General features: G+C 44.5%; 18 protein-coding genes and 1 tRNA gene. 5 read left to right on the top strand and 14 right to left on the bottom strand.

From position 1 onward, the window contains the following. The first annotated feature begins 59 nt into the window (after positions 1 to 59). Genes recR through DXA15_RS18030 form a run of 3 tightly spaced genes read left to right on the top strand, consistent with a single transcriptional unit; the run spans position 60 to position 2,404 of the window. A complete protein-coding gene (gene recR, locus DXA15_RS18040) occupies positions 60 to 683 on the top strand; it encodes a recombination mediator RecR (protein WP_128134939.1) in 624 nt (207 codons plus the stop codon). 10 nt (positions 684 to 693) lie between these two features. Further along, a complete protein-coding gene (locus DXA15_RS18035) occupies positions 694 to 1,869 on the top strand; it encodes a glycosyltransferase family 2 protein (protein WP_128134938.1) in 1,176 nt (391 codons plus the stop codon). A gap of 1 nt (position 1,870) precedes the next feature. Then, positions 1,871 to 2,404: a GNAT family N-acetyltransferase gene (locus DXA15_RS18030; RefSeq protein ID WP_128134937.1), complete on the top strand. Its 534-nt coding sequence runs from the start codon at positions 1,871 to 1,873 to the stop codon at positions 2,402 to 2,404. A 4-nt stretch (positions 2,405 to 2,408) separates the two neighbouring features. On the opposite strand, the gene DXA15_RS18025 is transcribed toward DXA15_RS18030, so the two are convergent. Then, on the bottom strand, positions 2,409 to 3,005 hold the full coding sequence (locus DXA15_RS18025; RefSeq protein ID WP_122328203.1) for a YqgE/AlgH family protein: 597 nt from the start codon (positions 3,003 to 3,005) through the stop codon (positions 2,409 to 2,411). Positions 3,006 to 3,124: 119 nt separating this feature from the next. After that, on the bottom strand, positions 3,125 to 4,438 hold the full coding sequence (locus tag DXA15_RS18020) for a pyridoxal phosphate-dependent aminotransferase (protein WP_128134936.1): 1,314 nt from the start codon (positions 4,436 to 4,438) through the stop codon (positions 3,125 to 3,127). Positions 4,439 to 4,575: 137 nt separating this feature from the next. Here DXA15_RS18020 and DXA15_RS18015 point away from each other — a divergent pair. After that, a tRNA-Asp gene (locus tag DXA15_RS18015) sits at positions 4,576 to 4,649 on the top strand. Positions 4,650 to 4,847: 198 nt separating this feature from the next. On the opposite strand, the gene DXA15_RS18010 is transcribed toward DXA15_RS18015, so the two are convergent. The 6 genes from DXA15_RS18010 to DXA15_RS17985 all read right to left on the bottom strand — a co-directional run bounded on the left by DXA15_RS18010 (position 4,848) and on the right by DXA15_RS17985 (position 14,601). Beyond that, entirely contained in the window at positions 4,848 to 6,209 is a 1,362-nt protein-coding gene (locus tag DXA15_RS18010) for an efflux transporter outer membrane subunit (protein ID WP_128134935.1), read from the bottom strand. Positions 6,210 to 6,212: 3 nt separating this feature from the next. Continuing rightward, positions 6,213 to 9,407 (bottom strand): efflux RND transporter permease subunit, encoded by a 3,195-nt coding sequence (locus tag DXA15_RS18005; RefSeq protein ID WP_128134934.1) that lies wholly within the window; start codon positions 9,405 to 9,407, stop codon positions 6,213 to 6,215. 11 nt (positions 9,408 to 9,418) lie between these two features. Then, positions 9,419 to 10,531: an efflux RND transporter periplasmic adaptor subunit gene (locus DXA15_RS18000; RefSeq protein WP_128134933.1), complete on the bottom strand. Its 1,113-nt coding sequence runs from the start codon at positions 10,529 to 10,531 to the stop codon at positions 9,419 to 9,421. A gap of 322 nt (positions 10,532 to 10,853) precedes the next feature. Continuing rightward, entirely contained in the window at positions 10,854 to 12,257 is a 1,404-nt protein-coding gene (locus DXA15_RS17995) for an aldo/keto reductase (protein WP_128134932.1), read from the bottom strand. A 36-nt stretch (positions 12,258 to 12,293) separates the two neighbouring features. Continuing rightward, positions 12,294 to 13,757, bottom strand: a complete 1,464-nt coding sequence (locus DXA15_RS17990; protein ID WP_128134931.1) for a 4Fe-4S binding protein — start codon at positions 13,755 to 13,757, stop codon at positions 12,294 to 12,296. Between the two features lie 16 nt (positions 13,758 to 13,773). Then, positions 13,774 to 14,601: an EFR1 family ferrodoxin gene (locus tag DXA15_RS17985; RefSeq protein WP_233567402.1), complete on the bottom strand. Its 828-nt coding sequence runs from the start codon at positions 14,599 to 14,601 to the stop codon at positions 13,774 to 13,776. Between the two features lie 285 nt (positions 14,602 to 14,886). On the opposite strand from DXA15_RS17985, the gene DXA15_RS17980 reads away from it, so the two are divergent. Beyond that, positions 14,887 to 15,954, top strand: coding sequence for an alpha/beta hydrolase (locus DXA15_RS17980; protein ID WP_128134930.1), 1,068 nt, complete (start codon positions 14,887 to 14,889; stop codon positions 15,952 to 15,954). Between the two features lie 122 nt (positions 15,955 to 16,076). Here the strand turns inward: DXA15_RS17980 and DXA15_RS17975 are convergent, their stop codons facing one another. From DXA15_RS17975 to DXA15_RS17950, 6 genes are all read right to left on the bottom strand, one after another. Then, positions 16,077 to 16,811: a hypothetical protein gene (locus DXA15_RS17975; protein WP_128134929.1), complete on the bottom strand. Its 735-nt coding sequence runs from the start codon at positions 16,809 to 16,811 to the stop codon at positions 16,077 to 16,079. Positions 16,812 to 16,884: 73 nt separating this feature from the next. After that, entirely contained in the window at positions 16,885 to 18,045 is a 1,161-nt protein-coding gene (locus tag DXA15_RS17970) for an aldo/keto reductase (protein ID WP_128134928.1), read from the bottom strand. Between the two features lie 20 nt (positions 18,046 to 18,065). Further along, on the bottom strand, positions 18,066 to 18,818 hold the full coding sequence (locus tag DXA15_RS17965) for an SDR family NAD(P)-dependent oxidoreductase (RefSeq protein WP_128134927.1): 753 nt from the start codon (positions 18,816 to 18,818) through the stop codon (positions 18,066 to 18,068). A gap of 121 nt (positions 18,819 to 18,939) precedes the next feature. Beyond that, complete coding sequence (locus DXA15_RS17960; RefSeq protein ID WP_128134926.1) at positions 18,940 to 19,755, bottom strand: helix-turn-helix transcriptional regulator; 816 nt, start codon at positions 19,753 to 19,755, stop codon at positions 18,940 to 18,942. A 251-nt stretch (positions 19,756 to 20,006) separates the two neighbouring features. Further along, positions 20,007 to 20,228 carry an aldo/keto reductase gene (locus tag DXA15_RS17955; RefSeq protein WP_255419979.1) on the bottom strand — a complete coding sequence of 74 codons (222 nt, stop codon included), beginning with the start codon at positions 20,226 to 20,228 and terminating at the stop codon, positions 20,007 to 20,009. A 353-nt stretch (positions 20,229 to 20,581) separates the two neighbouring features. Then, on the bottom strand, positions 20,582 to 20,848 hold a 267-nt coding region (locus DXA15_RS17950; protein ID WP_199676359.1), incomplete at its 5' end, for a helicase associated domain-containing protein.

The following is a 20,848-nucleotide window of genomic DNA, read 5'->3' as shown; positions in this document are numbered from 1 at the left end:
GGTCGATTGGATTTCATATGGTTGAAATTATTTATCTTTGTGGCAAAGAAAGGTAATCAATGACTCAAAAATATCCATCAGTTTTATTGGAAAATGCAGTGAATGAGTTGGCTTCGCTTCCCGGGGTGGGGAGGAAGACGGCTTTGCGACTGGCTTTATATATGCTTCGTCGGGACGAAGGTTATACTGAAAACTTTGCATCCGCTTTACTGGCATTGCGGAAAGAAGTGAAGTATTGTCAGGTATGTCATAATATCTGTGATGACGAGATATGTTCCATCTGTGCCGATCCGCAGCGCGATCATTCGACTGTTTGTGTGGTTGAAAATATCAAAGAGGTTATGGCGATCGAAAATACCGGTCAGTTCCGTGGTGTTTATCATGTGCTGGGCGGTATTATTTCGCCGATGGACGGTATTGGCCCGGGCGATTTGCAGATAGACAGTCTGGTGCAACGGGTCGCTAACGAAGAAGTAAAGGAAATTGTCCTTGCACTTAGTACTACGATGGAAGGGGACACGACCAATTTCTTTATCTATCGCAAGCTATCCTCTTATAATGTGAAGATAACCGTCATTGCCCGTGGTGTTTCCATTGGTGATGAGATTGAGTATGCGGACGAAATAACATTGGGACGTTCTATTGTGAACCGCACCAGTTTTAATGACTCGATAAAAATATAATCTGATTCTTATGTACGAAACCAAGATTTCCGTTATCATCGTAAACTATAATGTAAAGTATTTCCTGGAACAATGTCTTTATTCGGTTCAGGCTGCTGTTGCCGGACTCGATGCTGAGGTTTTTGTTGTGGACAATAATTCGACGGACGGTTCTGTCGATTATCTTCGTCCCCGGTTTCCGGAAGTGACATTTATAGAGAATAAGGATAATCCGGGATTTGCCAAGGCCAATAATCAGGCGATTCGTCAATCTAACGGAGAGTATGTGTTATTGCTTAATCCGGATACAGTGATAGGTGAGGAGAGCCTTCGAACCTTGTGTTTTTTTATGGATGAACATCCGAATGCAGGCGGAATAGGCGTAAAGATGCTGGATGGGCATGGGGTATTCCTGCCTGAAAGTAAACGGAGCTTTCCTTCTCCCTGGGTTTCGTTCTGTAAGATATTCGGTTTGTCGAAGTTGTTTCCGAAATCCCGTGTGTTTTCAAGATATAGCTTGGCGTATCTGGATAAGGAGAAACAACATAAAGTGGATGTGCTGGCCGGTGCATTTATGTTACTACGCCATGAAGCGCTGGATAAGACCGGACTTCTGGATGAAGATTTCTTTATGTATGGCGAGGACATCGACTTGTCGTACCGGATGGTGTTGGGTGGCTATAAAAACTATTATATCCCCGAGCGTATTCTTCATTATAAAGGAGAAAGTACCAAGCATGGCGATATGAAATATGTAAAGGCATTTTACGGTGCCATGTTGATCTTCTTCAAGAAATATTATCCTCATTCCGGCTGGCTGATGGGATTTTTTATCAAGCTGGCTATTGGATTGCGTGCTTCATTGGCTGCTTTATCGCGTTTGTTGGGAGTAAAGCCAAAGTCGAAAAGCAAGCATAAACGCTTACTGATTCTTTGCCTTGAGGAAAATTTTGAAGCGATTAAGGCTGCCTGTGTAAAACAGATGCCGGAACTGGAACATGTAAATCTTTGGGATCTGGATGGGGAACGTGTAATGGATGCTATCTGCCGCCGTAATCAGATGAAGGAGTTTACGGATTATGCTTTTTGTTATCCGGATGCCCGTTTTGAACAGATGCTTCTGTTTATGGATACGCTGGTCGACAAGAAAGTTACTTATCATATTTATTGTAAAAAAAGCGGACAACTAATATCACCGGGAAAATAATATGGCACAACTGGAAAATGAAACGATCCGTCTCCGTGCCCTGGAGCCGGAAGATCTGGAACTTTTGTATCGTTGGGAAAATAATCCGGAACTTTGGAGTCTTGGAAATACAATGTCTCCCTATTCGCGTTATATACTGAAAGAGTATATTCGTGAGTCGCATCGTGATATCTTCGACCTGAAGCAGTTGCGTCTGATGATCGAGCTTCGTTCAACCGGGGCGGCTATTGGTACTGTCGACCTGTACGATTTCGAACCGCATCATCGGCGTGCCGGTATCGGTATTTTACTGGAACCTGTTTATCAAGGAAACGGGTTGGCTACCGAAGCAATGAATGTACTGATGGATTATGCGTTCTCTTTTCTGAAACTGCATCAGTTATATGTGCATATACCCGTCGATAACGAGGCCAGCAAAGCTCTTTTTACCCGCTGCGGATTTACCGTTACAGGTATCATGACAGATTGGATCATCACAGAAAGCGGATATTCTGATGTACTGATGATGCAAAAAGTAAATAAACAGATTGTTTGATAATTTAATTCAGATAAGGATCTTTCGGATATTTAGTCCATGCTTCGTAGTTGCTGCCTAACTGTTCGAGTGAGTTCTTCCAGAAACTTTCTCCATCGGCAAGTAATACATTTTCTTTAGCTGCGTGGCTGACTACCCATGAGTTTTTACTGATCTCGTTTCCCAACTGTCCTTCCGTCCATCCTGAATAACCGAGGAAAAATTTTACTTTCCCTTCAATTGAATGGCCATTTTGTATATAACGTTTCAATGCTTCGAAATCACCGTCGAAATACAGGCGGTCTTTGATCTTTACAGAGTCGGGTACGATTAGATCTCCCAATGAATGGATAAAGAACAACCGGTTGGCACTTACCGGGCCACCCAGATAGATTGGTATTTCCGGATACTCTTCCAGTTCCGGGAAAAAAGTATTTACAATCAGATCCGTTTTTTTATTTAATACAAACCCCATCGATCCCTGCGTATTGTGTTCTACCAGTAGAACAACAGAGCGCTGGAAGTAAGCATCTTGCAGGAAAGGTTCTGATATGAGTATGCTTCCTTGTGCAGGAAGGAGATTATTATGCGTAATTTTGAATATGTTATTATATGTAGCCATAGTGAAGATTGCTTACTGTTGTTAGACAGGGACAATATATGGCTTTTGGTGTTAAGAAGCAAACGAAAAACCCGGCATTTGGGTTAATAAGTGTAAAATAAATGCCGGGTTTGTGTTAATTATAGGGTATGATTTTCTTTGAATAGCTTTAAACGCTCTTCAAGCAGATCATATTGATGCGGTTTGATAAACGAAGTGCAGGCGCGAAGTCCTTCTTGATTACTTCCTGTCGTGCTTAATGAGATAGCACTTACACCGTAATAGATTAGTTCTTCCATCAACTGTCCGCCGGTCATTCCGGGATAGGCGATCGTGAAGTAGAAGCCGTCGGCAATAGGCTCGTCCAAGTCATGGTCGTAAACGATCGTAAAGCCATAATTTGTAAAGATCTTTTTTAGTTTTTCTGCACGGCGTCCATATTCTTTCACTTCAGTGATAAAATCGAACTGTCCGTCTGATGCAGCTTTGAACATGGCAGCCAGTGCAATCTGTGCCGAGTGACTGGTTCCTGATGACAAGGCGTATAAAACGCGGTGAATATATACTGTACCGAAAGTACCACCGCCATAACGCTTGGTCAGTCCCGGATAGGCACGATGGTAAAGTTTATTGGAGATAGCCGTCACACCGATACGCTGTCCGGCATAGCTGAATGCTTTGGAGCCGGATATTTGTAAAATGTAATTATCTGTATAATGGGCAACGCTTGCCTGGTAAGGTGCTTCAAACGGTTTGCCAAGCTCTTTGCGGAAGTCCATTGCGAAATAGGCGAGGTCTTCGATCACGATCGTATCGTATTTGTTTGCCATTTCACCGATGATCTTCAATTCGTCGTCTGTCAGGCAGAACCAGGCCGGATTGTTAGGATTGGAGTAGATCATAGCAGCGATATTGCCTTTGGAAAGATGTTCTTCCAGAATGGCGCGCAGTTTTTCTCCACGGTATTCGTATACGTCGAATGATTCGTATTTATAGCCCATCACAACGATTTGTTGTTTCTGAACAGGGAATCCCGGGTCGATGAACAGGATGGTGTCTTTTCCTTCCGTGCATTGTCCGCTGGTAAGGAAAGAGGCAAATGTCCCCTGCATGGAGCCGGTTACCGGAACACAACATTCCGGAGCGATATCTATATTAATGAATGCCTTGATGAATCTGGAGGCTTCTGCTTTTACTTCCGGCGTACCGTTGATGTTCGGGTAAATGGAAGCGATGCCGTTTTGTAATGCTTTTACTTCTGCGTCTACACCCACCTGCGCCGCTTTTAATCCGGGAACACCCATTTCCATGTGTATGAACTCGGTATTTGTTTCCTGTTCCAATTGTGTGGATATGGCAACAACTTCACGAATCGTTGCTTTCCCGAAATCCGGTAATCCGTAGCCATCTATTATTCGTCTGGCAGTCTGATAATCTACTGGAGTATTCTTCATGTCTGTTATATTTATATGGAGGACAAAAGTAAAAAAATAATCAATCCAATGTGAAATATTTGTGTGAAACTGTTGTATAATTAAAAATATTATCTACCTTTGCACCGCAATCGAGAGAGATGCGATACAAAAACATTGGTTCGGTAGTTCAGTTGGTTAGAATACATGCCTGTCACGCATGGGGTCGCGGGTTCGAGTCCCGTCCGGACCGCTTTCAAAAGAAAGCAAACAACAAAAAAGCTCTGGTTCATACAGAATCGGGGCTTTTTTGTTGTTTGTAGTGAAACGAAATCATTTTTACTGGATATAAAAAGGACCTGCTTTTTTAGAAACTAAAATTTTCTATTAGAAGCAGGTCCGATTGTAAAGTAAGGTTTGGTTAAAGTTTTATGAATTATCAAATGTTGTCTTATTCTCTGCCACCACCTAAAGCTCGATAGAGGTTTATCACGCTTTGTATCTCGGTAAATCGGTTGGCGGTTTGTGATAATTGTGCACTTAACAGTGATTGACGGGCTGTCAGTACTTCCAGATAGGTGGTTGTGCCGTATTCCATCAATAAAGATGTGCTTTCCAATGCTTTCTGTAAAGAAAGAATTTGTTTTTCAAACAAAGCTGTTTTTGCCTTACTGCTCTGACAGGCAACCAAAGCATCGTTGACTTCACTTCCTGCATTCAGAAGAGCTTGTTGGAATGCCAGACTTGCTTCCTCCTGCTGTGCTTTGGCTATGCGATATTGAGCCATGATCTGTCCTTTGTTGAACAATGGTTGTGTGAGTGAACCTACTGCCGAAGCAAGGAACTTACCCGGGTTTACAATCATCGAACCGGCATTGTTAGTCCATCCCGCGCTACCGCTCAATGTTATTGAGGGATAGAAAGCGGAACGTGCCTGATTGGTTACGTAAAATGCCTGTTCCAGTGAACGCTCGGCGGAACGGACATCGGGCCGGTTTGATAGCATCTGTATAGGAACTCCGACTGCTACGTCTTCCGGAAATTGTTGGTCTGCCAATTTACCACGTTCATAGCGGCGTGGAGTTTCAGCAAGCAATAACGCAAGGCTATTTTCTACCTGGTTGATCTGTTCTTTTAGATCGAGTATGGAAGTTTGTACATTGTAGTAGGCGGCTTCCATTTGAGATGTGGCAGCTTCGTTGGCCAAACCAGCATCCATCAATGCACGGGTAGAAGCAACTGTCTCTTTCCAGGATTCTTCTGTTTGTTGTGAGATCGTTAATTGTTCGTCCAGCATCAATAGCGTATAATATATGTTTGCTATTCCGGTAATCAGTTGGCTACGTATGGCTTGCTGGTAATCTTTACTTTGGGCGTATAACGCTTTTGCTTGTTGTTTGGCATTACGCAGACGTCCGAAAATATCCAGTTCCCAGCTGGCTGTGACAGGCAATGTGTATGTTTTAGTCGCTTTGCCACCATCGAAACTGCTTATCGTTCCTTGGGGAGCAAGGGCAAATGAAGGCAGAAATGCGAGTTTAGCCGACATTAATGCCGCTTCCGCTTCTTCAATCCGTAATTGAGCGGATAAGAGGTCGGTATTGTTTTGCAACCCTTGTTCGATAAGTGTTTGTAATTGTGGGTCTGTAAAAAGTTCCCGCCAATTTACGTTACCGAAGTTTGTCGTATCATTGATGATAACTTCCTCTCCATATAAATTATCCGGAGTTGTTGTAGCCGGTTGATATTTGGTGTATATGCCGCAACTGCTAAGTAAGGCAGTTGCGGTTGTTAATACAATTATTTTCTTCATATCTTAATTATTTTCATTGTTTAAACCGTCACGTTCGGTTTGGCTTTTTTGCTTTTCCAACGCAACTTGGATATCGGTTTCCACTTCCATTGGCGGACGGATTTTTTCTTGCAGATATTCGAAAATGATGTAGAATACCGGCACAACGAACAGTAATGCCAATGTTCCAATAGCCATACCACCGACAACTCCTGTACCCAACGAGCTGTTACCATTGGCGCCAGCCCCGCTAGAGAACATCAACGGAAGCATACCAAAAATCATTGTAAGTACGGTCATCAGAATCGGGCGCAGACGAGCTTGGGCTGCCGAATATGCGGATTCGATGATACCCATTCCTTGACGGCGGCGTTCGATAGCAAACTCTGTAATCAAAATCGCTGTCTTGGCTAAAAGACCAATCAACATGATTACACCTGTTTGCAGGTAGATGTTGTTTTCCAATCCGAATAGTTTGGCAAACAGGAATGAACCCATCAAACCGAACGGAACGGAAAGAATAACAGCCCAGGGAACAAGGAAACTTTCGTAAAGACAAGCCAAGATCAAGTAGATGAGCAGGATGCAGACAGCATAGATAAATAGCGTTTGCGAACCTCCGCTACTAGCCTCTTCACGTGCCATACCACCGTATTCGTAACCGTAACCTGTAGGTAACATTTGTGAGGCAATCTCTTCGATAGCTTGCTGTACTTCACCAGTGGAATATCCCGGTGCCGGGTTCACATTGACTGTAATACAACTAAAGAGGTTAAAACGGTTGGCAACTTCAGGGCCGAGTGTGCGTTTTAAAGTTACGAACTGGCTGATAGGAGCCATTTCCGTACCGTTTCTTACGAACATATTATTCAGTGCTTGTTCGTCAAGGCGGTATTCCGGTGCAGCCTGTGACATTACACGGTATACTTTTCCGAATTGGTTATAGTTGGAAATGTATGCACCACCGCAATAACTACCCAGTACATCGAGTACTGTTGAAGGAGAAATTCCTGCACGTTTACATTTGGCGGCATCTACATCCACTGCAATCTGCGGGAAGTTCATGGCATAAGACGTATAAGCCATTGCTATTTCGGGACGTTGGTTTAAGGCTCCGATATACTGCATGGCATTGCTGTAGAACGTACTCATTTCTCCACCTGTACGGTCTTGTAAATTCAGCTCGATAGAGTTACCCATACCATAGCCTGGAATCATACCCGGCTGAAAACAGAATATCTGCGCTTCTTTGATTTGAGCAAATTGTGCATTCAGGCGAGCCACTACGGCATCGGAAACATGCTCGCTGCCTTTACGTTCACTCCAATTTTTCAGACGGATGATCGCCATACCGTAAGATGTTCCTTGACCTGCCAGGAAACCGTAACCAGCTACGCGGGAGTAGTGTTCAATCTCTGGTGTGTTTTTCAAGATATCTTCAACTTTGTCTAACACTTTACCAGTCTCTTCCAGTGTACTACCTGGAGCAATGGCGACGTTGGCCATGATGGTTCCCTGGTCTTCCTGTGGAACAAGCCCCGTCTTTGTACTGCTGATTAGCCATCCCAATAAAATGATAGAGGCGATCATACCAGCCCATACCATCCAGCGGTGATGGATAAAAAACATAACACCTTTTTTGTATTTGCCCAATACAGCGTTGAATGAAGCATTATAAGCAGCTCGTACTCGTCCGTTAATACTTTTAGCGCTCTTGTTTCCGTCACTGGGACGCATCATCATGGCACAAAGTGCCGGACAGAGCGTCAAAGCACAAATCATGGAAAGACCTACGGACGTAGCCATTGTTATACCGAACTGTGTATAGAAAATACCGGAAGTTCCACCCATGAATGTTACCGGGATAAACACTGCCATGAACACGCAGGTACAGGAGATAACGGCCATTGTTACATCACCCATCGCATCTTTTGTCGCCTGGTAAGAGGAGGTGTAACCGGCATCGAATTTCGCTTGTACGGCTTCAACTACCACGATAGCATCGTCCACCACCGTACCGATAGCAAGTACTAAGGCGAACAAGGTTAAGATATTGATGGTAAATCCGGCAGCTGTCAGACAGGCGAATGTTCCGATAAGCGAAACTATAATCGAGATAGAAGGTATAAGTGTACTCTTGAAGTCCTGAAGGAAGAAATATACCACAAGGATTACAAGTATGATTGCAACGATCAATGTTTCTACTACATTATAAATAGAGGCAAAAAGGAAGTCGTTGGAACTCATCATTGTAATAAATTCCATGCCGGCAGGCAATTCTTTTTCCATTTCTTTTAGTTCTGCGGCGATACGTTCATTTACCTCCGTAGCGTTGGATCCTGCCACCTGATAGATTAGGAATGTTACAGCCGGCTTACCGTCCATTTGGCTGTCGAAACCATAACTTAACGTTCCTAATTCAACCTTGGCCACATCTTTCAGACGTAATACGGAACCATCTTCCTGAGCGCGGACAACGATATTCTGAAATTCTTCCACACTCTTCAGGCGTCCGCGGTATTTCATTGTATATTGGAATACATTTTTTGAATTTTCCCCTAATGAACCGGTAGGTGCTTCGATATTTTGTTCTCCCAATACGGAAGTCACGTCTGACGGGATTAATCCATATTGAGCCATACGTTCGGGGTTCAGCCAGATACGCATACTATATGTATCGCCCAGCTCCATTACGTCACCTACACCTTCGATACGCTTGATACGCGGTACGACGTTGATGTCCAGGTAATTTCCGAGAAATGTTTTGTCATAGCGTCCGTCAGAACTAACGAGTGCGTCGATTTGCAGGAAGCTGGTTTGTCGTTTCTGTGTGCTGACACCGATACGGGTTACTTCTGCCGGTAATAAACCTTGTGCTTTTGTTACACGATTTTGAACATTAACAGCAGCCATATCAGGATTTGTCCCTTGTTTGAAGTATACTTCGATAGTTGCTGAACCTGCATTGGTAGCCGTGGAAGTCATGTACATCATATTTTCCACACCGTTGATACTTTCTTCCAGTGGCATGATGACACTGTTCATCACTGCATCTGCATCAGCTCCGGTATAGCTTGCCGATACATGGACCGTAGGGGGTGCAATATCGGGATATTGCTCGACCGGTAAAGTAAAAAGCGAAATTAATCCGATCGCCAAAATAAGAATGGAGATGGAAATAGCCATAACAGGCCGTTTAATAAATATATTTCCTTTCATACTTTGATTCTTTATTTAACTTGTGTTCCTTCACGTACCAATCCGGCTCCTTCGGATATAATTTCTTCACCGACTTTTAGTCCGTCAAGTACAATATATTCACGACCGTCATTGATTTCGGCAACGGTAATTAATGTGGAAACTGCTTTGCCGTCCACTACTTTGTAGACAACGGTTTTATCTTGCAGGCGAACCGTTGCTCCTTGTGGAATAACGATACAGTCTTTGTAAGTTTGTGGAATGAGTACATTACCGGAAGCTCCGCTATGAAGCAGGCGGGATTCGTTTGGAAATACTGCTCGTACACCCACCGTACCGGTCTGTCGGTCAATCACTCCACTGATGGATTCTATTTTACCTTTCGGCTCATAAATAGACTGGTCGTTTAGTTTTAAACTGACTTCTGGCATATTGGCCAAAGCTTCATCCATACTTTTATATTGACGACTCATTGCCAGAAGTTGATTTTCTGTCATGGAAAAGTAAACATACATGTTTGAATTGTCGGAAACAGTTGTCAGCGGTTGAGGAATGTTGGCGCTAACCAATGCTCCGACACGGTATGGTAACATACCGACTACTCCGTCGCTCGGACTTTTCACCTCCGTGTAGGAAAGGTTGTTGCTGGCATTTAACTCTTGCGCTTCAGCCTGTGCCAGTTGGGCTTTTGCTGTCAGATAATTATTCTGGCTTGTTTTCAGATTAAATTCAGAAACAACTTTTTTGGCAAAGAGTTCTTTTGTACTGTTGTAATTCAGTTCGGCAGTACCTAAAGCTGCTTTTGCAACCTCTACGTTTGCCTGGGCTGTTTTCAAGGCTGCCTTATAAGGAACTTGGTCTATTACAAAGAGTAACTGTCCTTTTCGTACAACCTGCCCTTCTGTCACACAGAGTCGTTCTATGGTTCCTGATACTTGTGGATAAATATCTATATCTTGCCGACCGCGAATAGACGCTGAATAGGGAACGGTCAACTCCCTATTGGCTGTTGAAACTTTCATTGTTGCATAAGACGCTTTCATCTGTGCATTCGACGTCTCTTTTTTACAGGATGTCATCCACATCGTAGTAGTACAACCAATAATCATCATCAGCTGTATCCATCTTGTTCTTGCTTGTATCATATATGTCTTAATTTGTTAAATGGCGCAAATTTAACAGATAAATGTAAGAAAATGTTTGTCTGAATTTCTATATAAATCTTCTATATTTATAGTATACAGATATTTTAAGAAAAGAAAGTCTAATGAAATAAAACAAACATATACTGCTTCTGTGTACATTGTAATTCAGAGGGCAAAAAAATTATAGGACGGATTTTGCAAAGCATAGTTTCCGTCCCGTTAGCACTATCTGGTATATCAATACCGTCCAATGTACAGACTGTTTTGGCAGGCTGATGCTACCAACAGTGTGAACCTACGAAAATCGTATCGTACTGTGTCATTATTTCCTCGTCATTGTTTCGGTTTTCAACTCTTCCACATAACTATTTATCCGTTGCATCTGCTTCGGAATGTCAATTCGTTGCGGGCAGTGCATACTGCATTGGTTGCAACCGATACAATGGTCGGCCTGGCGGAGTTTAGGCACACTGCGGTCGTAACCTATCAGATAGGCACGACGGGCTTCGCGATACTTCTCGTCCTGCGTATTATCTATGACATTTCCTTCGTTCAGGCATTTGTTGTAATGCAAAAGAATAGCAGGAATATCGATGCCATAAGGACAGGGCATACAATATTTGCAATCGTTGCAGGGAATGGTATTGAACTGCATCATCATGGTAGCTGTCTGCTGCAGGAAGCTGAAATCATCTTCGGTCAGTGCGTCTAAGGGAGCGTAGGTCCGGAGATTATCCTGTAAATGCTCCATGCGTGTCATGCCGCTCAACACAGTCAATACATTCGGGAAACTTCCGGCGAAGCGGAATGCCCAGGAGGCAACACTCAACTCGGGTTTGCGCTGTTTCAGACGGGCTACGATATTACCCGGTGCATTGGAGAGCCTTCCACCTAATAGCGGCTCCATGATGATAGCAGGGATGTTGCGCTTAGTCAGTTCATTATACAAATACTCGGCATCCGTATTTCGCGGATTGATCTCTTTGGCATATTTCCAATCCAGATAATTCAGCTGGATCTGCACAAAGTCCCATTTATATTCATCGTGACGCGAAAGGAGGTAATCGAATACTTTTATATCTCCGTGATAAGAGAAACCGAGGTTACGGATGCGTCCTGATTTACGTTCTTCCATGAGATAATCGAGTAACCCGTTCTTCATGTAACGTTCTTCAAATTCTTCCATGCCGTTGCCCATGCCGATACCATGCAGCAAAAGATAATCAAGATAATCCGTCTGAAGTTCCTTCATCGAATTATGATACATGGCTTTGGAGGCTTCCAGCGGCCAGGAAGCAGGGGAAAAGTTAGACAGTTTGGTTGCAATAAAATAGGTATCGCGCGGATGACGGCTCAAGGCTATTCCCGTTGCGTGTTCCGACATTCCACGGCAATAAGCTGGCGACGTGTCGAAATAATTCACGCCATGGGCAATGGCGTAATCCACCAGTTGGTTTACCATTTCCTGGTCTATCTCTTCGTTGCCTTCACGGGCACTTCGTCCGTCGACTGACGGGAGGCGCATCATGCCGAAACCCAGCAGGGAGACTTTATCTCCTGTTTTAGGGTTTGTGCGATAAGTCATCTTGTCTGTCGGGATCTCACCACCAGCCGTATTGTTATTCCTTCCACCGCAGGCAGTCAGTCCGGCAGTTATGGCTCCGGCTGTACCGACTATTTTGAAGAAGTTGCGGCGGGTTATATCTTTCTTATTTTTATTTTCCATATTGCTCTATTATATAATGTATAAGAATATTCAGAATTATACCATCCGGTGCATTTCGTGGCCTTCTACATAAATGGCACTGAACGGACGCGATGGACAAAGATTCTCGCAAGCTCCACAGCCGATACAACGTTCCGTATTGATTACCGGAATTTTAGGTGAATCTGACATGTCCGGATCGGAAGGGACCATCAATATCGCTCCTGCCGGACAGTGGCGGGCGCAATTACCGCAATCTACACCGTCGGTCAGAGGCACACAGTTCTCTTTTATCCAGACAGCACGGCCGATCTGGATGGCTGATTTATCCGCTTTTGTAATAGGGAGGATGGCACCTGCCGGACAGACATCTGCACAACGGGTACATTCCAAACGGCAATACCCACGTTCGTACGACATCTCAGGCTGCATCAATGTCATTAGGCTGGTTGAAGGACGTAGTACCTGGTTGGGACAGACTGAAACACAGAGTTGGCAAGCCGTGCAATGTTGTGTAAAGTTTCGTATGCTATGGGAACCCGGAGGTGTAATAGGAGTGGAGCGGTTCGGGATTTTCTTGTCTTCTATAACAGCCAGTCCGCCGTCCACTTTCTTTTCCTGTGCTTTCAGGGCAGAGGCTGTTGCAAACGTGGCGCCGATAGTCAGGAAGCGGCGGCGACTATCAGTAGGAAGGGCTTGTTTTTTCGAGTGATGTGTATAATGGATAGCATCTTTAGGACATTTTTCAATGCAGTTCATACAGGATACGCAGCGGCTGTAATCGATCTGATGTTCTTTGATGTTAATGCAAGCTGCTTTGCAGTTGCGCTCACAGAGGTTACAGTTTACGCATTTGTCAGTATCGATAACCGGCTTCAACCAGGAATAGCGGGCGAAAAATCCCAATATGGTTCCAACAGGGCAGATTGTATTGCAGTAGGTACGTCCATTCTTCCAGGACAAAATGATCAGTGCGATGAAAGTAATAGCAGCAATAGCGAATGTCGAGAAGCTTTTCATCCATACATCTACCGAATAGAAAGCATAGCTGTCGGCACGTTCAGCGAAATAGGCCAGCAGGTTGTTTCCCCATTGATATAACGGTGCAAACAAATTGGAAACAATGCGTCCGTAAGAACTATATGGTGCCAGCAAAGCAACCAGCGAACCTGCACCGGCCACTAATGCCACAACAAACAGCGCCAATACTCCGTAACGCAACCACGACATCGCCGGCGAATAGCGGAAACGATTCTTCTTCCTTTTACTTCCCAGCCACGATATCCCATCCTGCATGATTCCTAACGGGCAAATGACGGAACAATAAATCCTGCCGAATATCAGCGTCAGTAGCACTAATGTAATCACTACCCCGATATTCAGCGCCAGCAATGCCGGCAGAAACTGTATTTTAGCCAACCATCCGAGCCACGCATGGATCGCTCCTGTAAAGTCGAGAAACAACAGGCTGACTCCGATGATTGAAAGGATGGCAAGTGTAATTCTGATTTTTCTAAGCATATTTCTTTCAGTTATATTATTGTTTGTTTGCAAGGACTATTTCATTCAAGGAAATACGGGGATGGCGGTATCTGGCCTCCTTATTTCTTTCCCCTCTCTTCAGTACGATTGCTTTTTGCGGACAATTCTGTATGCAAGCCAGGCAGAATTCGCAATCGCCGGTATGTTCCACCCCTTTGTCGGTCAGGCTGAAATTCTTCCGGGGGCATACTTTGGTGCAGATGCCACAACCGTTGCAGCTACTTTTATTCACTTCAAGGAGTAATTCACTGCTGATAGGAAATAATTCCGGTACACGTTGCAGGACCCGTAAACATTGTTGGCGTTCTTCTTCGGTTAAGGAAGGGATATGATTCTTTTCTTCCAGTACATCGGCTACGGCCTGTTCCAACTGGCTCTCTTCTTGTTTATCCATTTTCAACTGTTCGTCCATGTCGAACACGGGAAGATAATTATCCACCATCTTGATTGTGGTGATATAATTAAAATGTACACCGTGCTCAATGGCAAACTGGTTCCAGCTTTCTATCACATTGCAATCGTAGTTCCCGAAAGTAATGACCGAGAACAGATAGGAGGCTTTCAGGGTCACTTCCTGAATAAACTTTTGCACTATTAGAGGTGCAAAGGCACGATAGTCGGGAAAGACAATCCCTATCTCGTCTGCTTCGAATACACGGTTTTTCCCTTTCAGTATCTGTGGGATACTTAACGGAGTTTCCGAAAACTTCTTAGCCGCATAGAGGCTGTTACCCGTAGCAGTGAAATAGAATACGATGCGTTTTTTTCCTTTTTCCGTACAGGAAGTAAACATCGAAAGTGCACCGGTGGAGGCAAGTGTCATACCTGCACCGTTGTACCTAGATATTTAAGTGCTTCCCTGCGTGTTAGTTTTTTATAATCCATAATCGCTGCAACTTTAGTATTACTATTTATTTTGTTGCAAATTTAAGTGCGATCTTACTATCTGTTAAGATACAAATTACTGATAAAAGTACCATTATTACTGATCTGTAATTTTAGTGTGCATTACATTCAGTAATTAAGGTTATAATATCTGTAATTTGTCTACAAGACTGTGTGATATAAGCCTTTATCTTTGCCTTTGTAAACGTAAATGATAAATAAAATGAAGAGAACACTGAAAAACAGGTGTATGGCAATGGCAATATGTCTTTGCATCACGGAAAATCTATTTGCTGCAGACAATCATTTAAATAACGATAGTATGGAAAAGAATTTGAATTTAACAGAAGAGTGGGACAAGGTGTTCCCGCAGAGTGATAAAGTGAATCACACGAAAGTGACTTTCCACAACCGGTACGGCATTACTCTTGCTGCCGATCTGTATATTCCGAAAAATGCCGGAGGTAAGTTACCGGCTATCGCTGTGAGCGGCCCGTTCGGGGCGGTAAAAGAACAGTCATCGGGGCTATATGCGCAGACTTTAGCGGAACGTGGATTCCTTACCATTGCTTTCGATCCGTCTTATACCGGCGAGAGTAGTGGTGAACCCCGTTACGTCGCTTCCCCGGATATCAATACGGAGGATTTTAGTGCGGCGGTTGACTATCTTTCCACCCGCGACGATGTGGATGCGGAACGTATCGGTATTCTCGGTATCTGCGGATGGGGCGGTATGGCGCTCAATGCTGCGGCTATCGACACACGTATCAAAGCGACCGTCACTTCAACGATGTACGACATGAGCCGTGTAAATGCAAACGGCTATTTCGATACGATGGATGCCGACGCACGCTATGAACTTCGCAAACAGCTTAATGCACAACGTACGGAAGATTACAGAAACGGTACGTATGCCCTTGCCGGAGGAGTCGTGGACCCGTTACCTTCCGACGCTCCCCAATTTCTGAAGGATTATCACAGTTATTATAAAACTCAGCGTGGTTACCATAAGCGTTCGCTTAACTCGAATGGTGGCTGGAACAAGACTTCATCACTCTCATTTATCAATATGCCGATACTATCATACAGCGATGCAATCCGTAGTGCGGTATTGATGATTCACGGAGAGAAGGCACATTCACGTTATTTCAGCGAGGATGCGTTCAAGAAGTTGAAAGGTGATAACAAGGAACTATTGATTATCCCCGATGCAAACCATACGGATTTGTACGACCGAATGAATATCATTCCGTTCGACAAACTCGAACAGTTCTTTCGTGCATATCTGTAATATAGAGTAAGGGCAGAACGATTTCCATGGTAATTTACTGTGGAAATCATCTTAATCGCATTTATACGCTTGGCACAGTTGTGCAGCGCTTGTGGCACAATTGTGCGCTACGTAGTGCACTTTTACTTTAGTATGTTCAGAATTTGCTCCGGTGTTGCTTGCGGCAATAATTGTGTGAGGTAATCTATCAAGCGTTGCTTTGACTCTTCCGGTGACCGGTTGCCGGCTGCCTGTACTCTTTCTTTGCCGAACAGTACTTCCGGCGTTGTATATCTGGCGATACCCCATCCGTAAGGTTCTCCCTTCTTGTCATATCGGTATTCGAAATCAGCTACAACGAGCCATGTTCCCATTTGCAGCCGGGTTATGACTGTTTCAAATCCATCTCCTTTGGTTTTTGTCTTTTTAAGTAAAGCCTGTGTTTCGCTTGTTTCCCATGAGTCGAACGGGTTGACACTTCTTTTGACCGGCTGCTTCTTGTAACCGCACAACGCTTTTATCTCTTTGGATAGGAGAGACTCATGCTCTGTGACTGTCTTATAAATAACGTTACCCATACTTTGTAAAGGTTCCGCTTTCAGATTGTACATAGCACGCCTGTAGTTTACAAGTTCCGGAAACCATTCCATGCTGACAAACCCAGCTTTCTTCTGAAAGAGTTTCCCATAAGCACAATTGAAATTTCGGATAACAGGGCCTTTCCATTCCCACGGTCCCTCTTCTTCATCGGAAAACCATAATTCCTGCGGAGTAAATTCTTCAATGGAAAAATCCTCAATGCCATTCGCAAAGAAGGGTAAAAATCCCATCTTTGCAACGAGCTTCTCCAAATCTTCACAGCGATTAATCTTTGTCATGCCGCAAATATATGAAGAACTCGCGAAAAGATGCTGTATTCAAAAGGTTTTTGCGGTTTATCGTGAATTTAATTTAGAATCCCACTTGTCTCTGCTGTTCGGCATTATAGCGGTCTCCTATAACGGGAATAGCTACTACCATGTTCTCCAACTCTTTCCATTCTTCGGGTGTAACGCTGAATTCTATCGTTTGCAAGTTCTCTTCCAAATGTGAGAGTTTAGTCGTTCCCGGAATAGGCACAATCCACGGAGCCTTCTGTAACAACCATCCGAGAGCGACCTGCGAGGAGGTCATACCGCGTGTCCGTCCGAACTGTTGCAGTGCATTTACTATGCGTGTATTGGCACGTATGGCTTCCGGCTGAAAGCGAGGCAAGGTCTGACGGTTATCGTTGTTCGGGTCGAACGTGGTGTATTCGTTGATACAACCTCCCAGAAAACCACGGTTCAACGGACTGTAAGGCACGAAGCCGATACCCAGTTCGCGACATGCGTCCAACACGCCGTTTTCCTCGACGAGACGGTGCATCAGGTGGTATTCGCTCTGGATGGCGGTAAGCGGCTGGATGGCATGTGCCTTGCGGATTGTTTCCACACTTACTTCGCATAGGCCCCACCGCTGGATTTTACCTTCTTTTATCAGATCGGAAATCGTTCCTGCAACATCTTCAATAGGCACATTCCGGTCAAAACGGTGCTGGTAGAAAAGTGGAATGGAATCGGTGCGCAGGCGGCGTAATGATTCTTCGCAGTAGCGGCGAATTGTTTCCGGGCGGCTGTCCTGACGGCCTGTACCTTTCCCATCGATTACTTCGTGTCCGAATTTGGTCGTCACATTGACTCTGTCCTTGAATCCGGAGAGTGCTTCGCCTGCCAGCAGTTCATTAGTCAGCGGGCCGTAGATGATGGCCGTATCAAAGAGTGTAACTCCGCGATCCACAGCCTCATGCAACAACCGGATACATCCCTTTTTGTCGGGATGTATCCGGTTGTAGGTCATGCCCATTACACCGAAACCGAGGGCGGAGACTTCCATAGCGGCATGACCGCTACCGAGCGTGCGATGCTGCATCTTTCGGGAGGTTTCGGGAGAGGTACTTTTCCCGTTAAGGGCAGCGTTGGTTGCCTTTACCTTATTGATTGCTGGCTGTATCGTCAATGCCGCACTTATAGTTGCTGCCGCTTTCAGAAAACCACGGCGGCTGATATCTTCCTGTTTATTCTTATTTCCCATTGTGATTCTTGTTTTATAAGTTAATGTATTGAAAATGCACCGTCCACCAGTAAAGCGTGACCGTCTACAAAACTTGCCTGCGGACTGCAAAGCCACAACACGGCATTAGCTATCTCTTCGGGCTTGCCGAGACGACCGGCCGGAATATCGCGTATCAGTTCTTGTTCCAGGTCCGGATTACGGGGTATGAGTTCTTCTGCCATCGGAGTACGGATAGCACCCGGACAAATGGCGTTGATGCGGATACCTTTGGCTGCATAGTCGATGGCTGCCGTTCGGGTTAGTCCGATAACGGCATGCTTGCAAGCGATATAGGCAGCCTGTCCCGGAAAACCTGTCACACCGCCCTGCGACGAGGTATTGACGATAGCTCCGCCTCCTTGTTTCAACATCTGGATGATCTCGTAACGCATGCAGTTCCACACGCCTTTCAGATCGACGGCTACTGTGCGGTCGAACTCCTCATCGGTAATCTCTGCCATCGGTCGCTGCGGGGTCTGGATACCGGCATTGTTCAACGCAGCATCCAAATGCCCATAAGTTGCGACGATCCAATCGACCATTTCTTTTACAGCCTGTGTATCCGACACGTCGCAACCGTAGGCGACCGCCTTGAAACCTTCATCCATCAGTTTCCGGGCTTGTGATTCCGGCTTATTGATATCGACCAGAATCGTTGTTGCACCCGCTTTTGCAAATGCTTCGGCACAAGCAAGTCCGATTCCTGCCGCAGCACCGGTAATCATTACCACTTTTTCTTTCATTGTTTCCATGATTCTTTGTATTAAAGTTCTGATGCAAAGGTAAAAAGAGAGCCCCGTAGCGACTTTGCTGCGAGGCTCAAACTGTTTTGTTATGAAGTTCATTTTGAAATTTGTTTCGGATATATCCGCTTCAAATCATACTAGGGGCATAACCATATGCTTCTTTATAGACTTTCGAGAAATGTGAAAGGTTTTTGAAACCGACATCGAAACAGGCTTCCGTAACCTTTTTCTTGCCGGATCTTATTAAATTGTGTGCAGCCTCCAAGCGGCGTTTGATGATCCATTTCTGCGGAGTGAGATCACTTATTTTGGCGAAATCGCGTTTGAAAGTCGCAAGGCTGCGCCCTGTGTAACCGGCAATCTCTTCCATCGAAAGGTCGTACATATAATTCTCGTTCAAGTAGTCGAGAATGTCTATTTTCCATGGATCGGTGAAATCGAACAGCGAAGCATAGAGGTTTTTGTCCGTATTGAGCAGAACGTAAGTCCCTTCGATCATCTTCAGTTTCAGTACATCATCGGATGGTTTTACCCCTGAATCGAAATAAGGAATGACCGACTCGAACAAACTACGTATATCGGGACGATTGTTCGGCAACACGCGCAGGCTCACTTTTTCGCGTTTCGACTCCATCGGAATATCTTTCTTGTCGAGTGTCTGATAAAATTCTCTTAAAAAAGGCCTTGTGAATTTCAATACGACAGAACGATAAGGATTATCCTTACTGGCATGTTTTTGTAACCACATCCGGTTATCACGTCTCATAAAAGCGCATTCACCCGGATGCAGAACTGTTTTTTGTCCGCGTTCTTCAATTTCCAGTTCACCGGAACATAAATAAATGAGTGTATGTTCCCGGTTTTCGTGGGCGCATCCCCGGTCATCGGTGAAATAACTCGCTATAAGTACATTCGAGCAATCGAATACATTCAGTTGTTCCATATTAATCTTTTTATTTTTACAAAGATAATCTGATTACGGATATAACCTTGTAGATAGATTACGGGAATAATAACCCAAATTACAGATGGTCGTTGTCGGTAAAATTCCCTTACAGTAATTATCAAAGATAAAGAAAAAAGATCACCGGTACTCCATCGCAAAAACGCTTCGATGAGATTGTGGTCATGCGAAGGGAGGCCTAGATCCTTTTTTGATCATAACTTATATGAATAAATCATTTTTGTCAAGATTCATCCGTAAAATTTACCGTCGGGGGAGATCAGTCCTCCGAATTTCACTGAGATAAATACATCTTCCCGTCTACGTGATTTCAACGCTTCTTTGATGATCGTTTCGCTAATGCCATGACCGTAGAAGTCGGCGGTATTCAGGAAGTTCACTCCGGCATCCAGTGCCGCATGGATAGTATCGACACCAGCCTGTTGGTCTGCTGCCAGTCTCATCGTTCCCAAACCGATGCGGGAAAGATCGAAACCATTTGTTTTTGTACTTAACTCTTTAAGGGTACCTTGTTATCTTCTCGTCCGAAATCCGTTCGGAAATAATGGGGTTGACTGTAGGAATACGACTCCCAAGAGCCGGGCAATTGAAACCGGGATGTGGGATATTATGCACAACAGCTTTGCGTGACCCCCAATTATCTTTCTCGCGTTATCAGGGAACATGATGGCACAGGGAATGAATTTTCCGGATCAATCAACTTTCGGGAAATTCTTTAAAAAGCATACGGGAGTATCGCCGAAAGAATATCAAAGAGGATTAAGGTAAGGAGCTTTTTGACGAATATGTGTAATTGTTAAACAGATTATTTCAGACTCCAGGGGAATGCGATCTTATCCAGAAGATCTTTACGGGTAGGAGGGAGCTCGCCTTTTTTCAAGGCTCTCCGCTGAACGAAGCACCAACTGCCGAGTTTGTTCTCACGGGCGGTTGGCCAGCGGTTGTTTTCAGAGAAGAATTGTTGTAGTTTTTCATAGTTTTCCATCCAGACATCATCGATAGTCCAGATAAAACCTTCGGCATCCATCCGGGCGATGCGTTCAGCCGAAAGTAAACCTTGTTTCCGGTTCTT

The sequence above is a fragment of the Parabacteroides sp. AM58-2XD genome (assembly GCF_003463685.1).
Taxonomy (GTDB): Bacteria; Bacteroidota; Bacteroidia; order Bacteroidales; family Tannerellaceae; genus Parabacteroides; species Parabacteroides segnis.
The sequence above is the reverse complement of the archived record's forward strand: the minus strand, read 5'-3'. Positions and strand labels throughout refer to the sequence as shown.